Source organism: Micromonospora desertarenae (genome assembly GCF_056150265.1).
Genome location: NZ_JAXCFQ010000002.1, coordinates 242,721 through 265,733, shown reverse-complemented (window position 1 = coordinate 265,733; position 23,013 = coordinate 242,721). Strand labels below are relative to the sequence as shown.

General features: G+C 74.5%; 24 protein-coding genes. 9 read left to right on the top strand and 15 right to left on the bottom strand.

What is annotated here, in order from left to right; all coding sequences use genetic code 11:
* Positions 1–3 precede the first annotated feature (3 nt).
* The 5 genes from SM577_RS04215 to SM577_RS04195 all read right to left on the bottom strand — a co-directional run bounded on the left by SM577_RS04215 (position 4) and on the right by SM577_RS04195 (position 3,690).
* A complete protein-coding gene (locus tag SM577_RS04215) occupies positions 4–759 on the bottom strand; it encodes a GvpL/GvpF family gas vesicle protein (protein WP_474586335.1) in 756 nt (251 codons plus the stop codon).
* A 1-nt stretch (position 760) separates the two neighbouring features.
* Positions 761–1,180: a gas vesicle protein GvpJ gene (gene gvpJ / locus SM577_RS04210; RefSeq protein WP_302920725.1), complete on the bottom strand. Its 420-nt coding sequence runs from the start codon at positions 1,178–1,180 to the stop codon at positions 761–763.
* A complete protein-coding gene (locus SM577_RS04205) occupies positions 1,177–2,454 on the bottom strand; it encodes an SRPBCC family protein (RefSeq protein ID WP_474586334.1) in 1,278 nt (425 codons plus the stop codon). The genes gvpJ and SM577_RS04205 overlap by 4 nt, the downstream gene beginning before the upstream one ends.
* Before the next feature lie 2 nt (positions 2,455–2,456).
* Positions 2,457–2,918, bottom strand: coding sequence for a hypothetical protein (locus SM577_RS04200; RefSeq protein ID WP_302920723.1), 462 nt, complete (start codon positions 2,916–2,918; stop codon positions 2,457–2,459).
* Positions 2,919–3,180: 262 nt separating this feature from the next.
* On the bottom strand, positions 3,181–3,690 hold the full coding sequence (locus SM577_RS04195; RefSeq protein ID WP_302920722.1) for a GNAT family N-acetyltransferase: 510 nt from the start codon (positions 3,688–3,690) through the stop codon (positions 3,181–3,183).
* 203 nt (positions 3,691–3,893) lie between these two features.
* Here SM577_RS04195 and SM577_RS04190 point away from each other — a divergent pair, with 203 nt between their 5' ends.
* From SM577_RS04190 to SM577_RS04180, 3 genes are all read left to right on the top strand, one after another.
* On the top strand, positions 3,894–4,877 hold the full coding sequence (locus SM577_RS04190; protein WP_302920721.1) for a methionine ABC transporter ATP-binding protein: 984 nt from the start codon (positions 3,894–3,896) through the stop codon (positions 4,875–4,877).
* Complete coding sequence (locus SM577_RS04185; protein WP_088996303.1) at positions 4,874–5,530, top strand: methionine ABC transporter permease; 657 nt, start codon at positions 4,874–4,876, stop codon at positions 5,528–5,530. The genes SM577_RS04190 and SM577_RS04185 overlap by 4 nt, the downstream gene beginning before the upstream one ends.
* Before the next feature lie 135 nt (positions 5,531–5,665).
* Positions 5,666–6,481 carry a MetQ/NlpA family ABC transporter substrate-binding protein gene (locus SM577_RS04180; RefSeq protein ID WP_474586333.1) on the top strand — a complete coding sequence of 272 codons (816 nt, stop codon included), beginning with the start codon at positions 5,666–5,668 and terminating at the stop codon, positions 6,479–6,481.
* A gap of 64 nt (positions 6,482–6,545) precedes the next feature.
* Here SM577_RS04180 and SM577_RS04175 read toward each other — a convergent pair whose 3' ends face one another.
* The 8 genes from SM577_RS04175 to SM577_RS04140 form a co-directional block, all read right to left on the bottom strand.
* Positions 6,546–7,382: a hypothetical protein gene (locus SM577_RS04175; RefSeq protein ID WP_474586332.1), complete on the bottom strand. Its 837-nt coding sequence runs from the start codon at positions 7,380–7,382 to the stop codon at positions 6,546–6,548.
* 31 nt (positions 7,383–7,413) lie between these two features.
* The gene (locus SM577_RS04170; protein WP_302920718.1) at positions 7,414–8,169 is read right to left on the bottom strand and encodes a DUF3618 domain-containing protein; all 756 of its coding nucleotides are present in this window, start codon (positions 8,167–8,169) and stop codon (positions 7,414–7,416) included.
* 22 nt (positions 8,170–8,191) lie between these two features.
* Positions 8,192–8,587 (bottom strand): phage holin family protein, encoded by a 396-nt coding sequence (locus SM577_RS04165; protein WP_302920717.1) that lies wholly within the window; start codon positions 8,585–8,587, stop codon positions 8,192–8,194.
* A complete protein-coding gene (locus SM577_RS04160; RefSeq protein ID WP_474580894.1) occupies positions 8,584–9,339 on the bottom strand; it encodes a hypothetical protein in 756 nt (251 codons plus the stop codon). Before SM577_RS04160 ends, SM577_RS04165 begins: the two co-directional genes overlap by 4 nt.
* Positions 9,340–9,637: 298 nt before the next feature.
* Positions 9,638–9,988, bottom strand: a complete 351-nt coding sequence (locus SM577_RS04155; RefSeq protein ID WP_474586449.1) for a DUF3263 domain-containing protein — start codon at positions 9,986–9,988, stop codon at positions 9,638–9,640.
* A 379-nt stretch (positions 9,989–10,367) separates the two neighbouring features.
* Positions 10,368–11,384 (bottom strand): ABC transporter permease subunit, encoded by a 1,017-nt coding sequence (locus SM577_RS04150; protein ID WP_302920714.1) that lies wholly within the window; start codon positions 11,382–11,384, stop codon positions 10,368–10,370.
* Positions 11,381–12,391, bottom strand: a complete 1,011-nt coding sequence (locus SM577_RS04145) for an ATP-binding cassette domain-containing protein (protein ID WP_474586331.1) — start codon at positions 12,389–12,391, stop codon at positions 11,381–11,383. Before SM577_RS04145 ends, SM577_RS04150 begins: the two co-directional genes overlap by 4 nt.
* Positions 12,392–12,513: 122 nt before the next feature.
* Positions 12,514–13,299, bottom strand: a complete 786-nt coding sequence (locus tag SM577_RS04140; protein WP_302920712.1) for a DeoR/GlpR family DNA-binding transcription regulator — start codon at positions 13,297–13,299, stop codon at positions 12,514–12,516.
* Between the two features lie 196 nt (positions 13,300–13,495).
* On the opposite strand from SM577_RS04140, the gene SM577_RS04135 reads away from it, so the two are divergent.
* Genes SM577_RS04135 through nagA form a run of 3 tightly spaced genes read left to right on the top strand, consistent with a single transcriptional unit; the run spans position 13,496 to position 16,451 of the window.
* A complete protein-coding gene (locus SM577_RS04135) occupies positions 13,496–14,425 on the top strand; it encodes an SIS domain-containing protein (protein WP_302920711.1) in 930 nt (309 codons plus the stop codon).
* The gene (locus SM577_RS04130; RefSeq protein WP_474586330.1) at positions 14,422–15,345 is read left to right on the top strand and encodes an ROK family protein; all 924 of its coding nucleotides are present in this window, start codon (positions 14,422–14,424) and stop codon (positions 15,343–15,345) included. The genes SM577_RS04135 and SM577_RS04130 overlap by 4 nt, the downstream gene beginning before the upstream one ends.
* Positions 15,342–16,451 (top strand): N-acetylglucosamine-6-phosphate deacetylase, encoded by a 1,110-nt coding sequence (nagA, locus tag SM577_RS04125; RefSeq protein WP_474580889.1) that lies wholly within the window; start codon positions 15,342–15,344, stop codon positions 16,449–16,451. Before SM577_RS04130 ends, nagA begins: the two co-directional genes overlap by 4 nt.
* A 608-nt stretch (positions 16,452–17,059) precedes the next feature.
* Here nagA and SM577_RS04120 read toward each other — a convergent pair.
* Positions 17,060–18,268, bottom strand: a complete 1,209-nt coding sequence (locus SM577_RS04120) for a DUF4032 domain-containing protein (protein WP_474586329.1) — start codon at positions 18,266–18,268, stop codon at positions 17,060–17,062.
* A 121-nt stretch (positions 18,269–18,389) separates the two neighbouring features.
* Here SM577_RS04120 and SM577_RS04115 point away from each other — a divergent pair, with 121 nt between their 5' ends.
* Complete coding sequence (locus SM577_RS04115; protein WP_474586448.1) at positions 18,390–19,127, top strand: phosphatase PAP2 family protein; 738 nt, start codon at positions 18,390–18,392, stop codon at positions 19,125–19,127.
* A 10-nt stretch (positions 19,128–19,137) separates the two neighbouring features.
* Positions 19,138–20,367, top strand: a complete 1,230-nt coding sequence (locus tag SM577_RS04110; RefSeq protein WP_474586328.1) for an APC family permease — start codon at positions 19,138–19,140, stop codon at positions 20,365–20,367.
* Positions 20,368–20,405: 38 nt separating this feature from the next.
* On the opposite strand, the gene SM577_RS04105 is transcribed toward SM577_RS04110, so the two are convergent.
* Positions 20,406–22,394 (bottom strand): potassium channel family protein, encoded by a 1,989-nt coding sequence (locus SM577_RS04105; RefSeq protein ID WP_302920706.1) that lies wholly within the window; start codon positions 22,392–22,394, stop codon positions 20,406–20,408.
* Positions 22,395–22,485: 91 nt separating this feature from the next.
* Here SM577_RS04105 and SM577_RS04100 point away from each other — a divergent pair, with 91 nt between their 5' ends.
* Positions 22,486–22,977, top strand: a complete 492-nt coding sequence (locus tag SM577_RS04100; protein WP_474586327.1) for an MSMEG_6728 family protein — start codon at positions 22,486–22,488, stop codon at positions 22,975–22,977.
* The last annotated feature ends 36 nt before the right edge of the window (positions 22,978–23,013 follow it).

Here is a 23,013-nt window from a genome sequence, read left to right as displayed (position 1 = left end):
CGGTCACTCCACCAGCTGGTGCGCGCTGACGAAGTCGTACGGTGCCAGCGGGCCCAGCAGCCGGGTCCGGATCAGCTCGCGGCGCTGCTCGGCGTACGCCTCGACCGCGTCCACGAACTCGTCCTCGCGGTCCCGGTCGACCAGGAACGCGGCGCTGCCCGCGTCCAGTTCGTTGCTCGGCACCCGGGGTGCGGTGGCCACCGCGAGCCCGCCGAGCTCCTCGATGAGCTGCCGGTTCTCCGCCTCCCGGCGCAGCTCCACCGCCTGGCTGATCATCTCGCCGAGCCGGATGCGCTGCGGCCGGGTGGCCTCGGCCGGCTGCCCGCGCACCTGGTCGGCCAGCTCGGCGGCGGCCGGGTTCTCGGCCAGCACGTCGCCGATCAGCGCCGGTTCCTCGTAACGGCCGTGCACGATGTACTGGATCCGGCCCTCGAACTCGTCGAGGGCGGCGGCGAACCTGTCCTGGTGCGCCTCCAGCAGGTCGGCCACCGCGTCCGCCCCGGTCACCACCGTGCCGAACCGCACCGGCAGCACCGGCGCCACCGCCGCGGTCCCGTCCAGCAGCTCCTGGTACGCGGTCAGGTCCGCCGGACGGCCCAACGGACCCTCCAGCGGCACCTCGCTGACCAGCGCGGCCAGCTCCCCGTGCCGGACCGTTGTCACCTCCCCCGGTGGCTCGCCCACCCCGATCGCGTCCGCGGTGGGTTCCACGTCGGCGGGCACGATGCCGTAGATGAACAGTCCGGTCTCCTCGGCCATCTCAGCGCTCCTTGTCCCGGCGCCGGCGGGGGCGCTCCCGGTCCCGGTCGGTGTCCCGGTCGCCCAGCGAGTCGACGACCGCCCCGCTGATCTCCTTGGCCGCCTTGCCGAGGCCGGACATGGCCTTGCCCTTGCCGACCGCGCCCGAGGCGCCCTCGACCAGGTCGGGCAGGCCCTTCTGGTTCTTCGGGGTGATGTCGAACCGGTCCACCGCCTCGGCGAAGCGCAGGTACGTCTCGACGCTGGCGATGACGATCCGGGCGTTGATCTCCAGCAGCTGGATGCCGACCACGGCGACCGACACCTGCGCGTCGATCACCACGCCCTTGTCCAGCACGGTTTCCACCACGTCGGCGAGGCTGCCGCCACCGCGCTCCAGCGCGCCGCCGGCCTGGTCTCCTCCTGTTGTCGCGACGGTCACTCGTCCCGCTCCTCCCGACGACGGCGCACCACCGGCCGGCGCGGTGCCTCCGGGGCCCGGCGCGCGGCCGGACGACGGCGGGGCGTCTCCTCCCGCGGCTCCTCCCGGCGGGGCCGCTCGGGCGCGCGGCGGCGCGGCGCGGGCTGCTCCTCCGGCGCCTCGTCCAGCTCGCCCTCCCGGTAGGACTCGTACTCGTCGTCGTACTCGTCGTCGTACTCGTCGTACTCCTCCTCGGCGGGCGGACGACGGCGCGCGGGCGGGCGGCGGCGGGCGCGCGGCGCGGGCCGCTCCCCGCCCGGCTCCTCCTCGGCCTCCTCCGGCTCCTCCTCGGCCGCCTCGGGTTCCGCCTCGGGGCGGCCGCGCCGCCCGCGCGGCTCCCGGTCGGGCCGCTCCCGCTCCTCGCGCCGCCCCTGCTCCTCGCGCCGCTCCCGCTCCTCGCGCCGCTCCCGCTCCTCGCGGAGGGCGGTCTCGTGGTCCTTGACCACCTGCGAGTCCTGGATCTCGCCGCGCCAGCCCTGCACCGCGTCCGGGTCGAGGACGGTCTGCGTCATCACGTGCCGGACGAAGTGCTTCAGCTCCAGCCGGGCCCGGCGGCCCTGGGCCCGCCACAGGTTCCCGGTGTGCTCGAAGAGGCCCTGCGGGTGGTACTCCAGCACGACCAGGATGCGGGTCAGGTCCGGGGTCAGCTCGTGGAAGCTGACCGTGCCGTCCACCGATCCCTTCTCGCCCTTGGAGCGCCAGTGGATCAGCTTGTCCGGGATCTGCCGGACGATGGTGGACTCCCAGGTCCGGTGCGACCAGAAGACCTGCGCCTTCCAGGTGAGCTTCTCGTCCGATTCGGTGTCGACGTTCTCGACCTTCTTCATGAAGCTCGGGAAGTCGCCGAACTGGGTCCACTGGTTGTAGGCGACCCGGACCGGCACACCGACCTCGATCGTCTCCACGATGTTGGTGACCTTCTGCTTGCGGCCACCCTTGCCCCCTCGGCCGATGGCCGACATCAGCTTCTCCTTACCGCCGGCCAGCCCGGCATGGAACATCGCCTTCGCCGGTGAGCTGCCCTCGGCCAGCTTCTGCGCACCGGTGGCGGCGGCGATCAGGCCCGGCCCGCCGCCCTGCTTCGCGTACTCGCCGAGCCGGCCGGTCGCGCCGGTCACCCGCTCGGTGACCGCGGCGACCGCGCGCTCGCCGATGGCGCTCGCCAGGTCCTTGACGTCGTCCACGAGCTGGCCGCGCACCTTGCCGGCGAGGCCGCCCGGATTCGTCTCGACCATGTTCACCGCCCCCGTCGACCGGACCGGGCGGTCTCCCGCTGCGGCTGGTCCTCGTCGGTGTCGGGCTGGCCGGCGTCGGCCTGGCCGGTGTCGGGCTGGTCGGTGTCGGGCTGGTCGGTGTCGTCGGGCCGGCCGCCACCGTCGGACTGGCCGGCGGCCCGGCGGCGCAGCGCGTCGGCCGAGCCGCGCAGCTTGCCGCTGACCGCGTCGATGCCGCTGCTGGCGGCGGCGGTCGCCGCCGCCTTGCCCGCCGAGGCGAGCGGCTTGCCGAGGTGGCTGAGGTTGCTCAGGTGGGGGGACGACTGCAACAGGCCGCCGGCTCGGCCCAGCAGCCCGCCCGGATCCCGGCTGGCGCGGCCGATCGCCACCGCGGCGGCCAGGGTCAGCGCGGTACGCAACTTACGGCGGCGACCCAGCAGGTAGCCGAAGCCGACCGCCATCCCGATTCGTGCTCCGCTGTTCATCAACTCTCCTTCGCTCCCCGGCGCGGAGACACCTGACCGACAGCGGCCGAATTGGCCACCGGGGAAACAGCACGAGCCGGGCCGCAAATCAGGTGCCCCATTTAGCGGACCCGGCGGGCAGTACCCGGTGACCAATCCGCAAAACATTCACGACCCGTGCGCCGGGCCTGCGGACGACCTATTCACCAAACCGGCAATCCGGACAGAGATGCCCGTACGAGCAGCGCAGACCTCAGAGCGGCAGCAACTGAAAAAAGCGGAATCAGAATGTTGGCGGCGTCGAATCGAGGCATATCTCGGCGTGCACCCGATCGCCGTCCTCGCGCAATTTCGCGCCGCATTTTTCGAGCACCGCGATCGCCCCGGAATTGTCCCGGGTGGTCTCCGCGACGACGAGTCGCATACCGGCGGCCGCCGCCTCGTTCAGCAGTTCCCGCAGCGCCGCCGCACCCACCCCCTGGCCGCGCGCGGACCGGCCCAGCCACATCCCGGTCTCGACGGTGCCCGGCTCGTCGCGGCGGGCCATCCGGATCATGCCGACCACCTCGCCGCCGGCCAGGATCGCGTACATCTGGGTGCGGGTGGGGCCGGCCAGCCCGCCGAAGCTGGCCCGGTGGAATTCGCGGAACGCCTCCCGGCGGGCGTGCGACCACCCCGCCGGCGCCTCCACCGGCGGCATGACGTCCCCGGGCTCCGCCTCGGCCGCCGCTACGGAGAGCAACGGCTCAAGGTTTCGCTCGTCCACCGGCTCCAGCCGGACCGTTCCCGCCACGTGCCGCAGTCTGCCGCCCCTACCGGCCCAAGTCCACCCCGTTCGGCACCGACTGCCGGGTTGGCGGAGGCTATCGGCCGGTCGGGCCGGATGGTGTTCCACCTCACGCTCCGCTGTCAAAAGCCGTTCTGCGGATTAACCTACTCGGCTGGTAGACAATCCGGGAGCGACGCTCCCGCCGCGAGGCGACGAGGGGATCAGCTGTGATCGAGCTCGACGGGCTGCGCCGCACCTACCGCGGTCGGGGGCGGTCCGTGGTCGCCGTCGACGGGGTCAGCCTCTCGGTACGCCCCGGCGAGGTGTTCGGCGTGGTGGGGCGCAGCGGTGCCGGCAAGAGCACCCTGCTGCGCTGCGTCAACCTGCTGGAGCGCCCGGACGAGGGCACCGTCACTGTCGACGGGGTGGAGCTGACCGCGCTCGGCGGCGACCGGCTGCGCGCCGCCCGGCAGCGGATCGGCATGGTCCACCAGCACTTCGCCCTGCTCGGCTCCCGCACCGCCGCCGGCAACGTGGCCTTCGCCCTGGAGGTGATGGGCGTGCCCCGCCGGGAGCGGGCACGGCGGGTCGCGGAACTGCTCGACCTGGTGGGGCTCACCGACCGGGCCGACGCCTACCCGGCCCAGCTCTCCGGCGGGCAGAAGCAGCGGGTCGGGATCGCCCGGGCGTTGGCCGGGCGGCCGAAGGTGCTGCTCTGCGACGAGGCCACCTCGGCGCTCGACCCGGAGACCACCCGCTCGATCCTCGGCCTGCTCCGCGACCTCAACCAGCGGCTCGGGCTGACCATCCTGCTGATCACCCACGAGATGGACGTGGTGAAGCGGCTCTGCGACTCGGCGGCGGTGATGCGCGACGGCCGGCTCACCGAGTCCGGCCGGGTCACCGAGCTGATCGCCCGGCCCGGCTCGGAACTCGCCGCCGAGGTCTTCCCGCTCGGGACGCCCCCGACGCTGCCCGGCAGCACCGTCGTCGACGTCACGGTGGCCGGCCCGGACGCGGACACCGCCTTCGTCGCCGAGCTGACCCGCCGCTTCGACCTCGACGCCCGGATCCTCGGCGGCACCGTCGAGCAGCTCGCCGGCGGGCGCGCCGGCCGGCTGCGGCTGGCCCTGCCGGGCGATGCCGAGCGGACCGCCCCGGCGGTGGCCCACCTGCGCGCCGCCGGTCTCGCCGTGGAGGTGGCCGCGTGATCGCCGACGACCTCGTGCCGCTGCTCACCCAGGGGCTGCGCGAGACCGCGTACATGGTCGCCGTGGCGGCGCTGCTCTCGGCGCTGGGCGGGCTGCTGGTCGGCGTCCTGCTGGTGCTCACCGGACGCGACGGCCTGCTGCCCGCCCGGCCGGTGAACGCGCTGCTCGGGCTGGTCGTCAACGTCGGCCGCTCGCTGCCGTTCATCATCCTGCTGGTGGCGATCATCCCGGTCACCCGGGCGGTGGTCGGCACCACCATCGGCACCACCGCCGCCATCGTGCCGCTGACGGTCAGCGCCATCCCGTTCTACGCCCGGATCGTGGAGACAGCGCTGCGGGAGGTGGACCGGGACGTCATCGCGGCGGCCCGGGCGATGGGCGCGAACCGCCGGCAGATCGTCGGCAAGGTGCTGCTCCGCGAGGCCCGACCCGGCCTGGTCGCCGGCTTCACCCTCACCGTGGTGGCGCTGATCGGCTACTCGGCGATGGCCGGCGTGATCGGCGGCGGTGGCCTGGGCGACCTGGCCCTGCGCTACGGCTACCAGCGGTTCGAGAACGACGTCATGATCGCCACCGTGGTGCTGCTGGTCGCCTTCGTCCAGCTGGTCCAGGTGGTCGGCGACGTGATCACCCGAAGACTCTCCCACCGGTGACCCCGGACGAGTGAACCCGGCGCAGGCCCACCCGGCCGGCCGGACCCGGCCCGCGCCCACCGGCGCGGCCGACCCGACCACCCGGCGCCGCCCCCGAAACCGGCGGGCCGGTCAGATCCGACGAAAGGCAAAACCGTGCGACGCATCACCGCAACCCTCGCCGCGGCCGCGCTCGCCCTGGGCCTCGCCGCGTGCGGGGCCGACGGCGGCGACGCGAGCGACCCGAACGCACCGCTGAAGGTCGGCGTCAGCCCCGTCCCGCACGGGGAGATCCTCACCTACATCAAGGACAACCTCGCCGAGCAGGCCGGGCTGAAGCTGGAGATCGTCGAGTTCACCGACTACGTCCAGCCGAACCGCGCGCTGCAGGAGAAGCAGCTCGACGCCAACTACTTCCAGACGGTGCCCTACCTGGAGACCGAGAAGAAGTCCAAGGGGTACGCGTTCACCGCGCTGAAGCCGGTGCACATCGAGCCCCTGGGCCTCTACTCGAAGAAGGTGAAGAGCCTCGCCGACCTGCCGGCCGGGGCGGTCGTGGCGATCCCCAACGACCCGACCAACTCGGGCCGGGCGCTCAACCTGCTCGCCCAGCACGGCGTGATCAGCCTGAAGGACGGTGCCGGCGTCGCCGCGACCCAGCGGGACATCGCCGACAACCCGAAGCGGCTCCAGTTCAAGGAGCTGGAGGCGGCGCAGCTGCCGCGCAGCCTGGACGACACCGACGCCTCGGTGATCAACGGCAACTACGCGATCGAGAGCGGCCTGAAGCCGGCCACCGACGCGCTCGCGCTGGAGAAGGCCGAGAACAACCCGAACGCGAACCTGGTGGTGGTCCGCGACGGCGACGAGGACGACCCGCGGGTGGTCAAGCTGGAGCAGTTGCTGCACTCCGCCGAGGTGAAGGCGTTCATCGCGGAGAAGTACCAGGGCTCGGTGCTGGCCGCGTACTGAGCCGGACGTCCGTCGAGCCCGGTCCCCGTCGTGGGGGCCGGGCTCGCGCCGTACCGGGCGGCGGTCAGGGACCGTCGGTGTCGAACTCGCAGAGCACCACCGAGGCGTCGTCGGCCGGCTTGTGCCGGCGCAGCCGGTCCGGGTGGTCGCGCTCGGCCGCCCGCACCCGGTCGACCAGCGCGCCCGGGCCCTCGGCGGTCACCAAATCCAGCAGCCCCGCCCAGTCCAGCAGCCCGAACTGCTCCACCACCGCCGACGCGCCGTCGCTGAGCAGCACCGCCCGGCGTACCGCCCCGGGGCCGCGCAGCGGCAGCGTGCCGGCCACCGCGTGGAACGCGGCGTCCGGGTCGGCGGCGGCCACCCAGTAGCCGTGGGTGCGGTTCATCCGCTCCCGCTGCACCGCGACGGCCTGCCGGAACCGGGTGATCCGGTCGGCCGAGCCGGCCGGCACCGCGGCCACTGTCTCGCGCAGCTCGGCCATCGCGGCGTCCAGCCGCTCGTCGGAGACGACGCTCACCTGGCCGCCCGCGTCCAGCACCAGCGGGCTGTCGCAGAGCACCAGGTAGTCGACGTGGTCGCCACCGTCGCGCAGCAGGCAGACGGTGCTGGACGGGGTGCCCGGATGGTCCAGGTCGCACTCGTCGCCGTGGTCGGACCGGACGGCCAGGATCGCCGCCGCGAGGTTGCTCGTCAGGGTCGCGGTGGGCCGGGCCGCCTCGGCCAGCCCGAGCCGGGCGGCCAGGTGCCGGACGTACCAGGACGGGCCGTGCACGCAGCCGGTGTCGAAGCCCTCCGGCACGGTCGCGCCGTCCAGCACCCCGACCAGCGGCCCGAACCGGAAGACCAGGTCCTCGTTGAGCGGCCGGCCGGGGGGCGGCGCGGACGCGGAACGTACCCGCATCGTCCGCGCCGCCCCGACGACGCGGGTGGCCTCAGCGGCCGCGAACGTCGCCGGCGGCCTCATGCGCCTGCCCCTGCACCTGGTGGGCGGCCGACCGGCCCTGCTGCCCGACGGCGGACGCGCCGTGCATCGCCGTGGAGCCCACCGACGCCGCGGCGTGCTTCACCGGCTCGCGCATGTTCTGCCGCATGTTGTCGCGAACCTGGTGGCCCACCTGGCTGGCCTGCTGGCGCAGCATGTCCGAGTGCTCGCTGACCTTGCCCCGGGCCTGCCCGGCCCACTGCCGCTCGGTGCGGCTCGGCGGGATCAGCGACGAGACCAGCAGCCCGGCGCCGAAGGCGATCAGGCCGGCGGCCAGTGGATTGCCCTGCGCCTGTTCGCGGCCCTGCTGGCCGAGATGCCGGGCCGAGTCGGCCGCGTGCGACATCTGCTCGCGGCCCTGCTGCCCGAGCTGCCGGGCCGAGTCCGCCGCGTGCGACATCTGCTCCCGGCCCTGCTGCCCGAGCTGCCGGGCCGAGCCCGCCGCGTGCGACATCTGCTCCCGGCCCTGCTGCCCGAACTGGCGGGCCGAGCCCGCCGCCTGGGACATCCGCTGGCTGGCGCCGTGTCCGTCCGACTGTGCACCCATCACCTTCTCCTTCACCCGGCCCAGCGCGCCGCGGGCCTGCCCGACACGCTCACCGGCCATTCGTCGCGGGTTGACCCGATCGGCCAACGCGTCGATGTCACTGCTCAACTCGTTCCGGGTGTTCTCGATCTCCCACCGGATCCGGTCCGGATCGGACATCGTCTGCTCCCTTCCGGTCGACTCACCGGCCGCGCAGCGCGTTCGGTACCTGGCGGGCGGTCTGTTGGGTGCGGGGCAGCACCGCTCGCGTCTGGCGCAGCCTGGTCCGCCCGTTGGCGAGCAGGATGCCCGCCACCACGGCCCAGGCGATCGCCACGAGCAGCGCGGCCCAGCCCTGGTCCATCACGTTGGACAGACCCCACCACACCGCGTACGAGACGAACAGCACGGCCAGGAAGCCGGCCAGCCCCGCGCCGCCGAGCAGGCCGCCGGCCTTGCCGGCCTGGGTGGCCTCCTCGCGCAGCTCGGCCTTGGCCAGCTGGACCTCCTGGCGCATCAGCGTGGAGAGGTCCCGGGTCACGTCGCCGAGCAGCTCGCCGACGGACGCCTGGGTCCGCTCCTTCTCCGGGGCGCTCACGGCGCCACCCCGCCGCGGATGTCGGCCTGCGGCTGACCGGGGGGTGTCGCGTTGCGCACCCGGGCCGCCCCGACGTACGGCTCCTCGACCTCGTACGGCGCGGCGACCGTCCGCTCGTACGGCGCGGCTTCCGCCCGCTCGTACGGCGCGGCTTCCGTCCGGTCGTACGGCTGCGGTCCGGCCGGGGTCTCACCGGGCTGGACACCCGCCGTGCCCGGTCGTGGCGCCTCGGTCGGCGCGCCCCGGCCGCCGTCGCCGCCGCCGGTCAGGCTCCGGGTGAGCCGCCCGAACAGCAGGCCGGCCACTGCCGCGCCGGCCAGGAACGTGCCCGGATGCCGGCGGGCGTACGCCCGCACGTCGTCCATCATCGCCGCCGGCTCGTTGTGCTCGATCCAGCCGGCCGCCTGCTCGGCGACGCGGGCCGCCCGACGGACCGCCTGGGCGGCCATCCCGGAGTCCTGGCTGCATTCGGCCATCGAGTTGAGCTCGCGGCCGAACCCGCGCAGGCCCTCCACGGCCCGCTGCTTCTGGGCATGGGCCTGGCCGCGCAACTGGGTGTTGGTCTCTCCGGTCAGGTTTCGCATCTGCTGCCGGGCCTCGTGGGCGACGTGGCCGCCCTGTTCGGCCGCGGCGTGGGCCATCTGCCCGCCGGCCTGGGCCGCCTGGTGCCCGACCCGCGACGCCTGCTGCCGGGCGTGCTGCCCGGCGCCGGTGGCACCGTCCGGTGGCCGGCTCGGGTTGTTCCCCGTCATTAGCCGCTCCCTCCGTCGGCCCCGGGGCGGCGACAGCGCCCCGGAACGTGGACCGGCCGCGACACTCGCGGCCCGGAACGCCATCCGCCTACCCGCGCGGCTCGCCTGCATTCCGCCGGCTGCCCGGCGGGTCGGCCGGGATCCGGACCGGCACGCCGATACCGGACGGCAGGAGCGTACCCGGTGTCCCGGGCGTACCGGTCCACGTCACGTGGGTGATCCACTCCGTTTCCCGGATATCGGGGTGTCCCGGCGTCGTCGACACCGCGACATTCCGGAAACCGCGTGGAACGACGGCTCAGCGGCGGCGGTTGCGGGCCCGGGAGGAACGCAGCCGGCGTAACCGCCCGATCAGGACGGGCTCGGCGGCCAGCGCGGCCGGGTGGTCGAGCAGCGCGTTGAGCAGTTGGTAGTAGCGGGTGGCGGAGAGGCCGAAGGTGTCCCGGATGGCCTGTTCCTTGGCCCCGGCGTGCCGCCACCACTGCTGCTCGAAGGCGATGATGGCGCGCTCCCGCTCGGTGAGCGCGGCGGGGCCGACGGACGGCGCCGGTTTCGCGTCCGCGACATCCGGTGCGTCGGTGGCCTCCCCGGGCGCGGTCTGCGGCCCGTGGGTGGCGCCCGCCTCCCGACCAGCGGTCGCCGGCTCCACCCGGGGCGCCGCGGCACCCGGCGCGCTCTCCGCCTCCGGAGCGGTGCGCGGCGGCGGGACCGGCGCGGCCTCCGGGACCGGCGCGGCCTCCGGGTCCGGCGCGGCCTCCGGGACCGGCGCGGCCTCCGGGTCCGGTGCCGGGCGCGGCGTCGGTACGCCGGATCGGGAGCTGCCCGTCCGCCCACTCTGGCCGGCCGCGGCGGTCTCGCTGGCCGGGGCGGCGTCGGCGGGCTGCATGGCGCTCCTCGCTGGCGACGGGCGGCCGGCGCGACGGGGCCGACCGGGGGGACCTCAGCCTAACCAGGGCCGACCCGCGCCGCACCACACGCCGCGGCGCGGCCCGGGTCGGGGAGGACCCGGGCCGCGCCGCCGCCGTACCTCAGGAGATGTCCCGCCGGCGCATCGCCCAGAGCGCCGCGCCGAGGATGACCACCAGCCCGACGCCCAGCAGCACCGAGGACTGCTGCCAGGTGACGTCGAAGGTCGCCGGCCGGCACTCGCCGGTGAAGGTGGCGTTGCACGCCTCCCAGTCCTCCAGGGTCACCTTCTTCTGCATCCACGCCACCGCGTACGTGGGCAGCAGCCACGCCTCGGCGAACCGCACCCCGGCCATGTCCAGCAGGATGGCCAGGCCGAACTGGCCGACCACCATGACCGCGATCGCCCCGCCGAGGGCCATCGCGGTGTGCCGGCCCAGCGAGGCCAGCGCGAATCCGACGGTCGCCATGAGCAGCGCCAGCACGATGCCGCGCAGCCCGGTCAGCGCGAACGACTGCCAGACCCCCGAGGTCACCTTCTCGGTGCTGCCGCGATACACGGCCACCAGCCAGAACCCGCCGAACCACAGCACCGCGGCGGGCAGCGCCACCGCCAGGACGCCGGTCAGCAACGCCGACAGCTTGGCCAGCAGCACCGTCAACCGCTTCGGTCGCCACAGCAGCAGGTTCATCATGCCGCCGGTGCTCCACTCCGCCCCGACGAACGAGGCGCCCACCACGAACCCCACCAGCGCCAGGATCGCCGCGAAGGGCAGCAGGGTGAAGCCGAAGTTCTCCCGGAAGTCGAACGTGGACGGCAGGAACCACCGCGACTCGATCGCCTCGCGCGGCGGCGGGGTGATCACGGAGCAGTCCGCGGGGAAGCGGTTGGGGTCCACCGTGCCGTCGGTCTTCGCCCGCTCGCAGGCGAGACGTTCCTGTTCGCTCCAGCGCACCTGCTCCTGGTACTGCTGCTCGGCCTGGCGCTCGGCCTTGGCCAGCGCGGACGCGTCGATCTTCTGGTTGCTGAAGAAGACGCCGATCATCACGGTGGCCAGCACCAGCAGGCCGAGCACCGTCATCCAGCGGCTGAAGCGCCGCTTGGCGAGCCGGCGCAACTCCGTACGGTAGAGACTCACGCGCCCCAACCTCCTCCGGTGGCGCCGGGCTGCCCCGCCCCACCGACCGTCGCTGACTGGTCGACCTGCCGGTGCTGGCCGGGTACCGGCGCGGTGGCGGTCAGTTCGAGGAAGACGCTCTCCAGGTCGACGGCGACCGGGGCCAGCTCGCTGACGTACAGGCCCCGTTCGGCGAGCAGCCGGGTCACCGTGGCCGGCTTGTCGACGCCGGTGAGCATCAGGTGGTCGGGATGGCCGGTCACCCGGATCCCGGCGCCGGTCAGCGCCTCGGTGGCGACCGGCAGGTCGGTGACCGCCTCCAGCCGTACCCGCACCGCGCCGGAGGAGTGCTGCGCCAGCACCTGCTCGACCGGGCCGAAGGCCACCCGCCGCCCCAGCGAGATGATGGTGACCGAGTCGCAGATCAGCTGGATCTCGCCGAGGATGTGGCTGGAGAGCACCACTGTCATGCCCGACTCGGCGAGGTTGCGCATCAGCGTGCGCATCTCCCGGATGCCGCCGGGGTCCAGACCGTTCGCCGGCTCGTCGAGGACCAGCAGCTTCGGGTTCTTCAGCAGCGCGGAGGCGACCGCGAGCCGCTGCTTCATGCCGAGCGAGTAGGTCTTGACCCGCTCGCCGGCCCGGTCGCGCAGGCCGACCAGTTCCAGCACCTCGTCGATCCGGGTGGCCGGCACGTCGCCCGCGCCGGCCAGCAGGGAGAGCGTGTCCCGGGCGGAGAAGTGCGGGAAGAACTGCGGGCTCTCCACGATGGCGCCGACCTGGCCGGCGACCATGGGCAGCGCCGCGGGCACCTCGTGCCCGAGGAGGGCCATCCGCCCGCCGTTCGGCCGGATCAGGCCGAGCAGCGTACGCAGGGTGGTGGTCTTGCCGGAACCGTTGGGGCCGAGGAAGCCGTGCACCTGCCCCGCCTCGACGCGCATGTCGAAGCCGTCGAGGGCGTTGCGGGTGCCCCGCCGCCGACTCTTGTACGTCTTGCGTAGACCTTCTATCTCCAGGACAGCTGGCAAGCTGCACCTCCCCCGATACGGGCGCTATGACAGCGGACACCATACTCGGTATGCAGCGCACCGCAATACCCGGTATGCATCGGCGTGCCGGATGACTACCGACGGTGAGGAAAACGAGTGGATCAGGCGCAGATGACGCTGACCCCGGCGGCCCGGAACGCCTCGACCACCTCGGGGTTGGCGCCGGAGTCGGTGACCAGAGTCTCCACCCGGTCCACCGGGCAGATCCGGGCGAACGCGTGCCCGCCCAACTTGGACGAGTCGGCGATGATGACCACGCGCTTGGCCCGGGCGACCATGAGGTTGTTCATCGCCGCCTCCCCCTCGTGGTGGGCGGCCGCGCCGAGCTGCGGGTCGATGGCGTCCACGCCGAGCAGCGCGACGTCCAGGGTGACCTCGCGCAGCAGCGCCCCGCCGAGCGGCCCGACCAGCTCGAACGACTTCGGGCGGACCACGCCGCCGGCCACCACCACCTTCATCCGGGAGCGGACCAGCAGCTCGTTGGCGATGTTCAGCGCGTTGGTGACCACTGTCAACTGGGCGCCCTCGGCGCTGGTGTTCAGGTCCGGGCGCACCGCCAGGGCGCGGGCCACCTCGGTGCTGGTGGTGCCACCGTTCAGGCCGACCACGGTGCCCGGCGAGACCAGCGCCGCCGCGGCCGCGCCGATCCGCTGCTTCTCGGCCGAGTGCTTGGCCGTCTTGTAGCGCAGCGGCAGGTCGTAGGAGACGCCGTTGGCGACCGCGCCGCCCCGGGTCCGGGTGATCATCTGCTGTTGGGCCAGCTGGTCGAAGTCGCGCCGGATGGTGGCCTGCGAGACGTCCAGTCGCTCGGCGGCCTCCTCGACGCTGACCCGTCCGCTGTCGGTCAGCATTTCGAGCAGGGCGTTCCATCTCGCGTAGCGGTCCACCCCGGGGCCTCCAGTTACTGCGCGGTCGGTGATTGATTGCGTGCACACTAGTGCGCGAAACTACGAGGGCGCAAAACCCTGGCCTGCTCGATCGCGCCATCGGTTGCCACGGCCTACCGGGTTCACGCAGAATGACGCGCGAAAGACGGGTCAAACGAGCCGTATTGCGCACCGTTCTCCCCTGCGAGGAGTTCTCATGGCGTACGTGGACGCGGAGATCGCCAGCCAGCCCGAGTGCTGGCGGGAGGCGGCGCGACTGGTGGGCACGGTGGGCGGGCACCTTCCCCGCCCGGGCGAGCGGGTCGCCGTCGTCGGCTGCGGCACGTCGTGGTTCATGGCGATGGCGTACGCGGCCCGCCGCGAGGCCGCCGGCCAGGGCGAGACCGACGCCTTCCAGGCGTCCGAGTTCCCCGCCGGCCGCCGCTACGACCGGCTCGTCGCGATCACCCGCTCCGGCACCACCACCGAGGTGCTCGAACTGCTCACAGCGCTGCGCGGCCAGGTGCCCAGCACGGTGCTGGTCGGCGATCCCGAGTCCCCGGCCGTCGGGCTGGCCGACGCCGCGGTGCCCATGCCCTTCGCCGACGAGCGCTCGGTGGTGCAGACCCGCTTCGCGACCACCGCGCTGGCGCTGCTCCGCGCCCACCTGGGCGACAACATCGCCACGCTCTCCGCCGACGCCGAGGTGGCGGTCCGCGCCCCGCTGCCGATCGACCCGACCCGGATCGAGCAGGTCACCTTCCTCGGTCGCGGCTGGACGGTCGGGCTGGCCCAGGAGGCCGCGCTGAAGTGCCGGGAGGCGGCCACCTTCTGGGCCGAGGCGTACCCGGCGATGGACTACCGGCACGGCCCCATCTCGATCGCCGCGCCCAACCGGCTGGTCTGGGCGTTCGGCGACCTGCCCGAGGGGCTGGCGGAGGACGTGGCGGCCACCGGCGCCACCTTCGTGCACAGCCGCACCCACGGCTGCCGCACCGTGCTGAGCAGCTGGGCGGCCGGCCGCACGCCGGTCGACCCGATGGCCGACCTGATCCTGGCCCAGCGGTTCGCCGTCACGCTGGCCACCAGCCGGGGCCTCGACCCGGACGCCCCGCGCCACCTGACCCGCTCCGTGGTGCTCGCGTGAACCCAGCTCAGGCCGTCGTCGCGCTGGACGTCGGCGGCACCGGGATGAAGTGCGCCCTGGTGGACCCGGACGGCACCGTGCTGCACACCGAACGGCACCCGACCGGCGCCGAGCGGGGCCCGGCGGCCGTGGTCGACACCATCCTGGAGGTCGCCGAGGGGCTGGCCGGCAAGGCCCGCGCCGACGGGCGCACCCCGGTGGCCGTCGGCATGGCCGTGCCCGGGGTGGTCGACGAGGCGCGCGGGGTCGCTGTCTGGTCGGCGAACGTGGGCTTCCGGGACGTACCGCTGCGGGAGCTGGCGCAGGCGCGGCTCGGGCTGCCCGCGGCGCTCGGCCACGACGTACGCGCCGGCGGGCTCGCCGAGGCCCGGCTCGGCGCCGGCCGGGGCGCCGGCCACGTGCTCTTCGTCGCGATCGGCACCGGCATCGCCGCGGCCCACGTGGTGCACGGCGCGGCCGCGGTCGGCGCGCACGGGGCGGCCGGCGAGATCGGGCACATCCTGGTCCGCCCGGGCGGGCCCCGCTGCGGCTGCGGCCGCCCCGGCTGCCTGGAGGCGGTGGCCTCGGCCTCCGCGGTCGGCCGCCGGTACGCGGAACTGGCCGGCGAACCGGCGACCGCGGCCGAGGTGGCGGCCCGGGCGGCGGCCGGTGAGTCGCTGGCCGGGCAGGTCTGGCGGGAGACCGTCGAGGCGCTCGCCGACGGCCTCGCCAGCGGCCAGGCGCTCTTCGACGTGGCGACCATCGTGCTCGGCGGCGGACTGGCCCAGGCCGGCGCCCAACTGCTCGACCCGCTGCGTGCGGCGCTGCACGAACGGATGACCTTCCACCGGGAGCCGCGCCTGGTCGCGGCCGCCCTCGGCGACGAGGCCGGCTGCCTCGGCGCCGCCCTGCTCGCCCTCGACGACCTGGAGAAGCGATGACCGTGCGGGTCAACGGCAAGGTGGTGACCCCGACCGGCGTGATCCGGCAGGGCTGCGTGGAGATCAACGGCGACCGGATCACCGCCGTGGCCGAGTACCCGTCGGTGCGCGACGGGCACTGGATCCTGCCCGGCTTCGTCGACATGCACACCCACGGCGGCGGCGGGCACACCTTCACCACCGGCGACGCCGAGCAGGCCCGGCAGGCCGCCGCGTTCCACCTCCGGCACGGCACCACCACCCTGCTGGCCAGTCTGGTCAGCTCGCCGTTCGAGCTGATGCGCGCGGCCACCGCCGCGTACCGGCCGCTGGTGACCGAGGGCGTGCTGGCCGGCATCCACTTCGAGGGGCCGTACCTCTCCACGGCCCGCTGCGGCGCGCAGAACCCGGAGTTCCTCCGCGACCCGTCCACCGAGGAACTGGCCGAGCTGATCGAGCTGGGCGGCGACGCGATCCGGATGGTGACGCTGGCCCCGGAGCGTGACGGCGCGCTGGAGGCGGTCAAGCTGCTCACCGCCCACCGGGTGGTCGCCGCGGTCGGGCACACCGACGCGACGTACGACGAGACCCGCGCCGCGGTGGCGGCCGGCGCGAGTGTCGGCACCCACCTGTTCAACGGGATGCGGCCGGTGCACCACCGCGAACCCGGCCCGGTGGTGGCCCTGCTGGACGCCCCCAACGTGGTCTGCGAACTGGTCGCCGACGGCGTGCACCTGCACGAGGGGATGCTCACCTTCGCCACCTCGGTCGCCGGCCCGGAACGGTCCGCGCTGATCACCGACGCGATGGCCGCCGCCGGCATGCCCGACGGCGAGTACGAGCTGGGCGGTCAGGCGGTCACCGTGGCCGACGGGGTCGCCCGGCTGTCCCGCGACGGGGCGATCGCCGGCAGCACGCTCACCATGGACGCCGCGCTGCGGCACGCGGTGGCCGCCGGCATCCCGATGGCCGACGCGGCGCGGATGGTCGCCACCACCCCGGCCCGGGCGATCGGCCTCGGCGACCGGCTGGGCGCCCTCCAGGTCGGGCTCCGCGCCGACCTGGTGGTGCTCGACGACGACCTGAACGTGGTGCGGGTGATGCGCGGCGGCGCCTGGCAGGAGTGACGCCGGGGCCGTCGGCGCGCGGACAGCCCGGCCACCGGAGGGCGTGGAGCGCCGGTCCCGGGACGCCGCTCGCCCCGGCGGACCTGGCCGCCTCTCCCACGACGCCGCTCGCCTGCCGGAACTGGCCGAAGTTATCCCTCTGGCCGAGGGTCGCTCACCCCGCGCCGCTCGCCAGGACAGCCACCCGTCGGACGCTGTCGAGCTGCCCCATCGGTGAGGCCACCACCCGGCTCATCGGATCCCCGGCCTGCTGCCCGCAGCTGCCGCCCGCCGCACGCCAGCCGCCCCCGGTTGCCGCCCACCCCCTGCCAGCTGGTCCGTAGCTGCCGCCCATCGCCCGCCAACCGGCCCCAGTTGCCGCCCGGCCGCACGCCAGCTGGCCCCAGTTGCCGCCGACCGCCCGCCGGCTGCCCTGGCCGGCCGAAGCGTGCCGGCCCTCGGCGCCGCGGTCCGTCCTCGCGGATCATGCTGCCGACTGCCGTGCCTGCCCCATCTGTAGGGGCAGCTCGAAAGGGCACCAGGGGCATCATGCACGCAGGGAAGAGGCAGGGCGCCGCACCCCGTCCGGCAGTCACCGCCGTGCCTGGTGGCGGCTGTGTCGCCAGGGGTCAGCCGGTGGGCACCTCGACGCCGAGCACGGCCTGCTCGTCGGGGCGGTGCACCAGCACGTCCGACAGGAACGACTGCACGGCCGGGGCCATCCCGACGTCTCGGCCGGCCCGCTCGGAGAGCAGCCACTTGTGCTCGATGATCTGGGCGAACAGCTCCTGCGGCTCCAGCTTGCGGCGCAGGTGGGCGGGGACCGCCCGGACCACCGGCTCGAAGACCTCGGTCAGCCAGCGGTGGGCGGCCTGCTGCTCGTCGGTCAGGTCGCTCTCCGCCCGGTACGCGTCCAGGTCGTTGAGCAGCCGGCGGGCCTGGTTCTCCTCGGCGTCCAGGCCGGTGAGCCGGAGCAGCCGGCGGCTGTGGTAGCCGGCGTCGACCACCTTGGGCCGGATCAGGTAGCGGCCGTTGTCGATGGTGGACATGGCCACCTCGGCCACGTCGAAGCCCAGCTCGTTGAGGCGCCGGATGCGCCCCTCGATGTCGTGCCGGGCGTCCCGCTCGACCTGCTGCTCGTAGGTGATCTCGTGCCAGAGCCGCTCGTAGCGCTGCACGACCTCCTCGCAGACCACCTCGGGGTCGATCGACTCGTGCAACAGCCCGGCGGCCTGGAGGTCCAGCGCCTCGCCGAAGATGTTGACCCGGGCGATCTCCAGGTCCTCGCCGCGCTGGCCGTTGGAGAGCGACTGGTGCAGCGCCCCGGTCTCGGCGTCCACCAGGTAGGCGGCGAACGCGCCGGCGTCACGCCGGAACAGCGTGTTGGACAGCGAGCAGTCGCCCCAGAAGAAGCCGGTCAGGTGCATCCGGACCAGCAGCGCGGCGAGCGCGTCGAGCAGCCGGCCCATCGTCTCCGGCCGGAGCGTGTGCGAGAAGAGGGCCCGGTAGGGCAGCGAGAACTGCAGGTGCCGGGTGATCAGCACGGGGTCGAGCGGCTCGCCGTCGTCGCTCTGCCGGTCGGCGACGATCGCCACCGCCTCCACCGACGGGAAGTCGATCCGCTCCAGCGCGCGGAGCAGGTCGTACTCGCGCTCGGCCACCCGCTCGCCGGTCTCCTTCACCGCGTAGACGTAGTCGCCGAGGCGGACGAAGCGGACGATGTGCCGCGAGATGCCCTGCGGCAGCGCGACCAGGTGCTGGGCAGGCCACTCTTCCAGCGGGGTCGACCAGGGAAGGTCGAGCAGCGCCGGGTCGACGAGAGCCGAGGTGATCCGCACGGGCACAAGTTTGACTCGTCGCCCCGCCCGAGCGCTCCCCCACGTGGCTCGGCACACAGCCGCCGCCGGGCGGGGCCGGTAGCGTGGTCGCGTGCGGGAGACCACGGCGGTACGGCGGACGGTGCGGCTCCGGCCGGTCCGCCCGGCCGGCTGGTGGTTCGACGCCGCGCTGCTGGTCGCGCTCGTCGGGCTGACCGTGGCGCTCGCCACCGACCGGCTCTTCGGGATCGACCGGGCGGTCGCCGACTGGTCGGAAGCGCACCGGCCCACCGCCGCGCACTGGACCGCGGTGGTGCTCAACTACCTCGGTCAGGGCACGCCGTTGACGCTGATCGCGCTGGGGCTCGGGGTGCTGCTGGCGGTCCGGCTCCGGTCGGTGCGGCCGGTGCTGCCACCGGTGCTCGCGTTCGCGCTCACCTACCTGACCATCGGCCCGCTCAAGGTGTGGACCGCCCGGCCGGCGCCGAGCGCCAGCGTCAAGGAGCCGTTCCTGCCGCCGGAGCAGACCCTGCCGCTCTTCCAGGAGGACCTGCCGCTCCGGTTCGCCCAGTCCTACCCGTCCGGGCACGTGGCCAACGCCATCGTCTGGTACGGCGTGATCGCCCTGCTGCTCGCGCCGCTGCTGCACGTTTACGGGCGCGCCATGCCGCCCCGGCTGGTCACCGTGGTCCGGGTGGTGCCGCCGCTGGTCGTGCTCTGCACCACCACCTACCTGGGCTGGCACTGGCTGACCGACTCGGTGGCCGGGCTGCTGCTGGGCCTGCTGCTGGACCGGCTGCTGCACCGGGTGCCCTGGGACGACCTGCCGTTGCCCGGCGCGCCGCGCACCTGGGACCGTCCGTTCACCTCCGTCACCTAGCCTGCCCGGCGTGAACCAACTGGCGCGCCGGCTGGGCGTACCCGATGCGGTGGTCATCGGGCTGGGGTCGATGCTCGGCGCGGGCGTCTTCGTGGTCTTCGCACCCGCCGCGGCGGCGGCCGGCGGGGCCGGCCTGCTGGCGGCGCTGGCGCTGGCCGGCCTCATCGCCTTCTGCAACGCGACCAGTTCAGCCCGGCTGGCCGCCCGCTACCCCGAGTCCGGCGGCACCTACGTCTACGGCCGGGAGCGGCTCGGCCCGTTCGCCGGCTTCCTGGCCGGCTGGGGATTCGTGGTCGGCAAGACGGCGAGCTGCGCGGCGATGGCGCTGACCATCGGGGCGTACCTCTGGCCGGGGCAGGCCCGGCTGGTGGCGGTCGCGGCGGTGCTGGCGGTGACCGCGGTCAACCTGCGCGGCATCGGCAAGACCGTGACCGCCACCAAGGTCGTGGTCGGGCTGGTGCTGGCGGTGCTGGCCCTGGTCGCGGTGACCGGGGCGCCCGACGTTTCGCTGGACCGGCTGGGCGCGGCCGGCGGCTCGGGCCGCGGCGTGCTCACCGCCGCCGGGCTGCTCTTCTTCGCCTTCGCCGGGTACGCCCGGATCGCCACGCTCGGCGAGGAGGTCCGCGAGCCGGAGCGCACCATCCCCCGGGCCGTGCCACTGGCCCTCGGCCTGGTGCTGGTGGTCTACCTGGCGCTGGCCGTGGTCGCGGTCGGCGTGCTCGGCGCCGACCGGCTGGCCGCCTCCGCCGCGCCGCTGGCCGATGTGGTGACCGCCGCCGGGTTGCCCGGCCTGGCCTGGCTGGTCCGGGCCGGGGCGACGGTGGCGGTGACCGGGGTGCTGCTCTCCCTGCTCGCCGGGGTGGGCCGCACCGCGCTGGCGATGGCCCGCCGCCGGGACCTGCCCGGCGCGCTGGCCGCCGTGCACCCGGTGCGCCAGGTGCCGCACCGGGCCGAGCTGGCGGTGGCCGCGGTGGTGACCCTGGTGGTCGCGCTCGGCGACGTCCGCCACGCGATCGGCTTCTCCAGCTGCACGGTGCTGGTCTACTACGCGATCACCAACGCCGCCGCGCTGACCCTGGGCCGTGACCCGGCGCGCCGGCTGCCGGTCCAGGCACTGGCGGCGCTGGGGCTGGTCGGCTGCCTGCTGCTCGCGGTCAGCCTGCCGCTGTCCAGCGTGCTGGCCGGCTTCGCCGTGCTGGCCGTCGGCGCCGCCTGGTACGCCCTCCGCCGCCGCCGCTGAGCCCGGCCCGGCGGGCCCGCCGGCGGCCACCGGGAACGTCAGCTCGGCTGGGCGGTGCCCTCCGGCTGCCGGGCCGGCCCGCCGTCGTCCGGCACCGAACCGGCCGGCGGGCCACCGTTGCCGGCCGGCGGGGCCGGGACCGGCCCGGGCCGCTCGGCGGGCTGCCCCGGCGGGACGCCGCCGCCCGGCGGAACGCCCGGCATGGCGGGCGGGGGCGGGCTGGCGGCCCGGGGCAGGGCACCCGTCCGGGACGCCGGCACCGGCCGGGCCGGCGGGGCCGGGGGCGCGCACTGCCGGGTCAGCCAGTCCAGGCCGGCGCGCCGGGCCACCACGGTGAGCCGGTCGCCGGCGAAGATCACCTGGCGGGGGTCGAGGTCGCGCCAGATCGTCCGGCCGCCACCGGCCGGGGTACGCGCGATCAACCGCACCTGCCCGTCCCGGGAGGCGGCGCTCAGCGGCCGGCCGTCCAACTCGGAGCCGGCGGCGACCGGCACCTCGGCCACCGGCAGCGCGTGCCGGCCGACCGGGATGGTGGCGATCACCGCGCGTTCGGTCAGCGCGCCGGTGAACGCGGGCGCGGCCAGGTAGGAGACCGAGCGGGAGACGCCGATGCCGAACGCCTCCTCGACCCGCTCGGCGAAGTCGCCGTCGAAGAGCCGCAGCACCACGCGCAGGTCCTCGCGGACGTCCCGGGCGGCCAGCGCCGCCTCCAGGTTGGCCACGTCGTCGGTGGAGACCACCACCAGCGCCTGGCAGTCGCGGATCGCGGCGGCCTCCAGCGTCTCGGGCAGGGCGGCGTCGCCGACGATCAGCGGCACCTCGAGTTGGCGGGCCAGGGTGGCACCGCGCGGCTCCGGGTTCTTGTCGATCGCCACCACCTCGACGTCGTACTCGCGGAGCTGGGCCATCACCCGGGTGCCCACGTTGCCGAGGCCGACCACCACCACGTGCCCGGAGCGGTCGGTCTGCAACCGGCCGGTGTGCAGGGCGAGCCGGGCGTTGACGATCCCGTCCACCACCACGGCCGTGATCAGCGGGATCAGCGCCAGCCCGGCGAGGTTGAGCACCACCTGCATGATCTGGGCGTCCGGCGGCTTGGTGGTGTCCGGGTCGGCGCCGCTGAGCGTGGTGACCAGGGTGAGGTAGATCGCCTCCAACTGCGACACGTCCTCGGCCCGGGAGATCAGCGCGCCGAGCACGGCGATCAGCCCGAGCACCAGCATCACCGCGATGCCGATCTTGCGGGTGGCGAAGCCCCGGATCGCCCGGACCAAGACCGCGACCGGCCGCCGCCGCCGGCGCGCCCGGACCAGCCGCCGGGCGGCCACCTCGGTGCCGGGCGGTTGCCCGGTGGCCTCGGCGAGCACCAGGTCGGCGGTGGACTGGTCGGGGGGGAACAGCCGGACCCGCTGCGGGTCGCTCAGGTCGGCCAGCCCGCAGACCACGTCCTGCTCGCGTACGTCGGCGCGGCGGGCCACCCGCAGCGTGCGGTCGCGGTGCTGGAAGTGGGTCGGGTCGACCTCGCCGAGCGCGGCGGCGACGAACGCCGGGGCGGCCATCTCGGCGTCGGAGAGCACCTCGACCCGCGCCTTGAGCAGGGTGCGGACCCCGTCGGCCAGGGTGTTGTTGAACATCCGCAGCACCTGGCGGACCTCGTCGTCGACCGCCTGGGCGCAGAGCGCGGCGTGCAGGTTGCCGACGTCGTCCTGGTGCAGCAGGGCCAGCCCGCTCGCCCCGGCCAGGCCGGCGGCCTGGAACGTCGGCACGTCGAGCCGGTCGGAGCGGACCACCCGCACCCCGCGCAGGCCGGCCACGTCGGGCCCGGCCACCCGGTAGCGCTCCGGCACCACCACCGTGACCCGCGCGCCACCGGCCGGCAGTTCCGTCTCCAGCAACGCCTTGGCGACGTAGTAGGCGAGCGCGTCCCGCCCGCAGATCACGTAGTGCGGCCGGGGATCACCGGCGGGCCGGAGCCGCCAGTTCCATTCGACCGCCCGTCGCGCCCGGTCCCGCCACGGCTCCCCCATGCCCGGATCGTAGTCAGCACGACAACACTGGGCGACCCCGTCCGGTTCGTACGCAGGCATGCCGAACCGGCCGGCGGGTAGAGCAGGCGGCATGCAGACCTTCCTCCCGTACCCGGACTTCCTGGCGAGCGCCCGCACGCTGGACCAGAAGCGGCTGGGCAAGCAGCGGGTGGAGACGATCCAGGTGCTGCGCGGGCTGACCTGGCCGACGTACGGCTGGCGCAACCACCCGGCGGTGAAGATGTGGGCCGGGTACGAGGAGGCGCTGACCCGGTACGGGCTGGACATGTGCGCGGTCTGGTCGGAACCGGGGCGGGCGGACACCTGCGCCGCCACCATGACCCGCGACCTCGCCGCCGCCTGCGGCATCAAGACCGTCCGTCCCCAACCGGAGCTGGCCGCCGCCGGCGAGCTGCCGCCCTGGCTGGGCCGGGAGGACCTGCACCTGAGCCACCGCTCGTCACTGCTCCGCAAGGACCCGGAGCACTACCGGCCGATCTTCGGCGACGTCCCGCCCGACCTGGAGTACGTCTGGCCCGCCTCGGACCGTCAGCGGCGCTGTCTGCTGCCAACCGAGGGCTGACCGGGCAGACTGGGCACACCCACCGGCCGGGAGGTG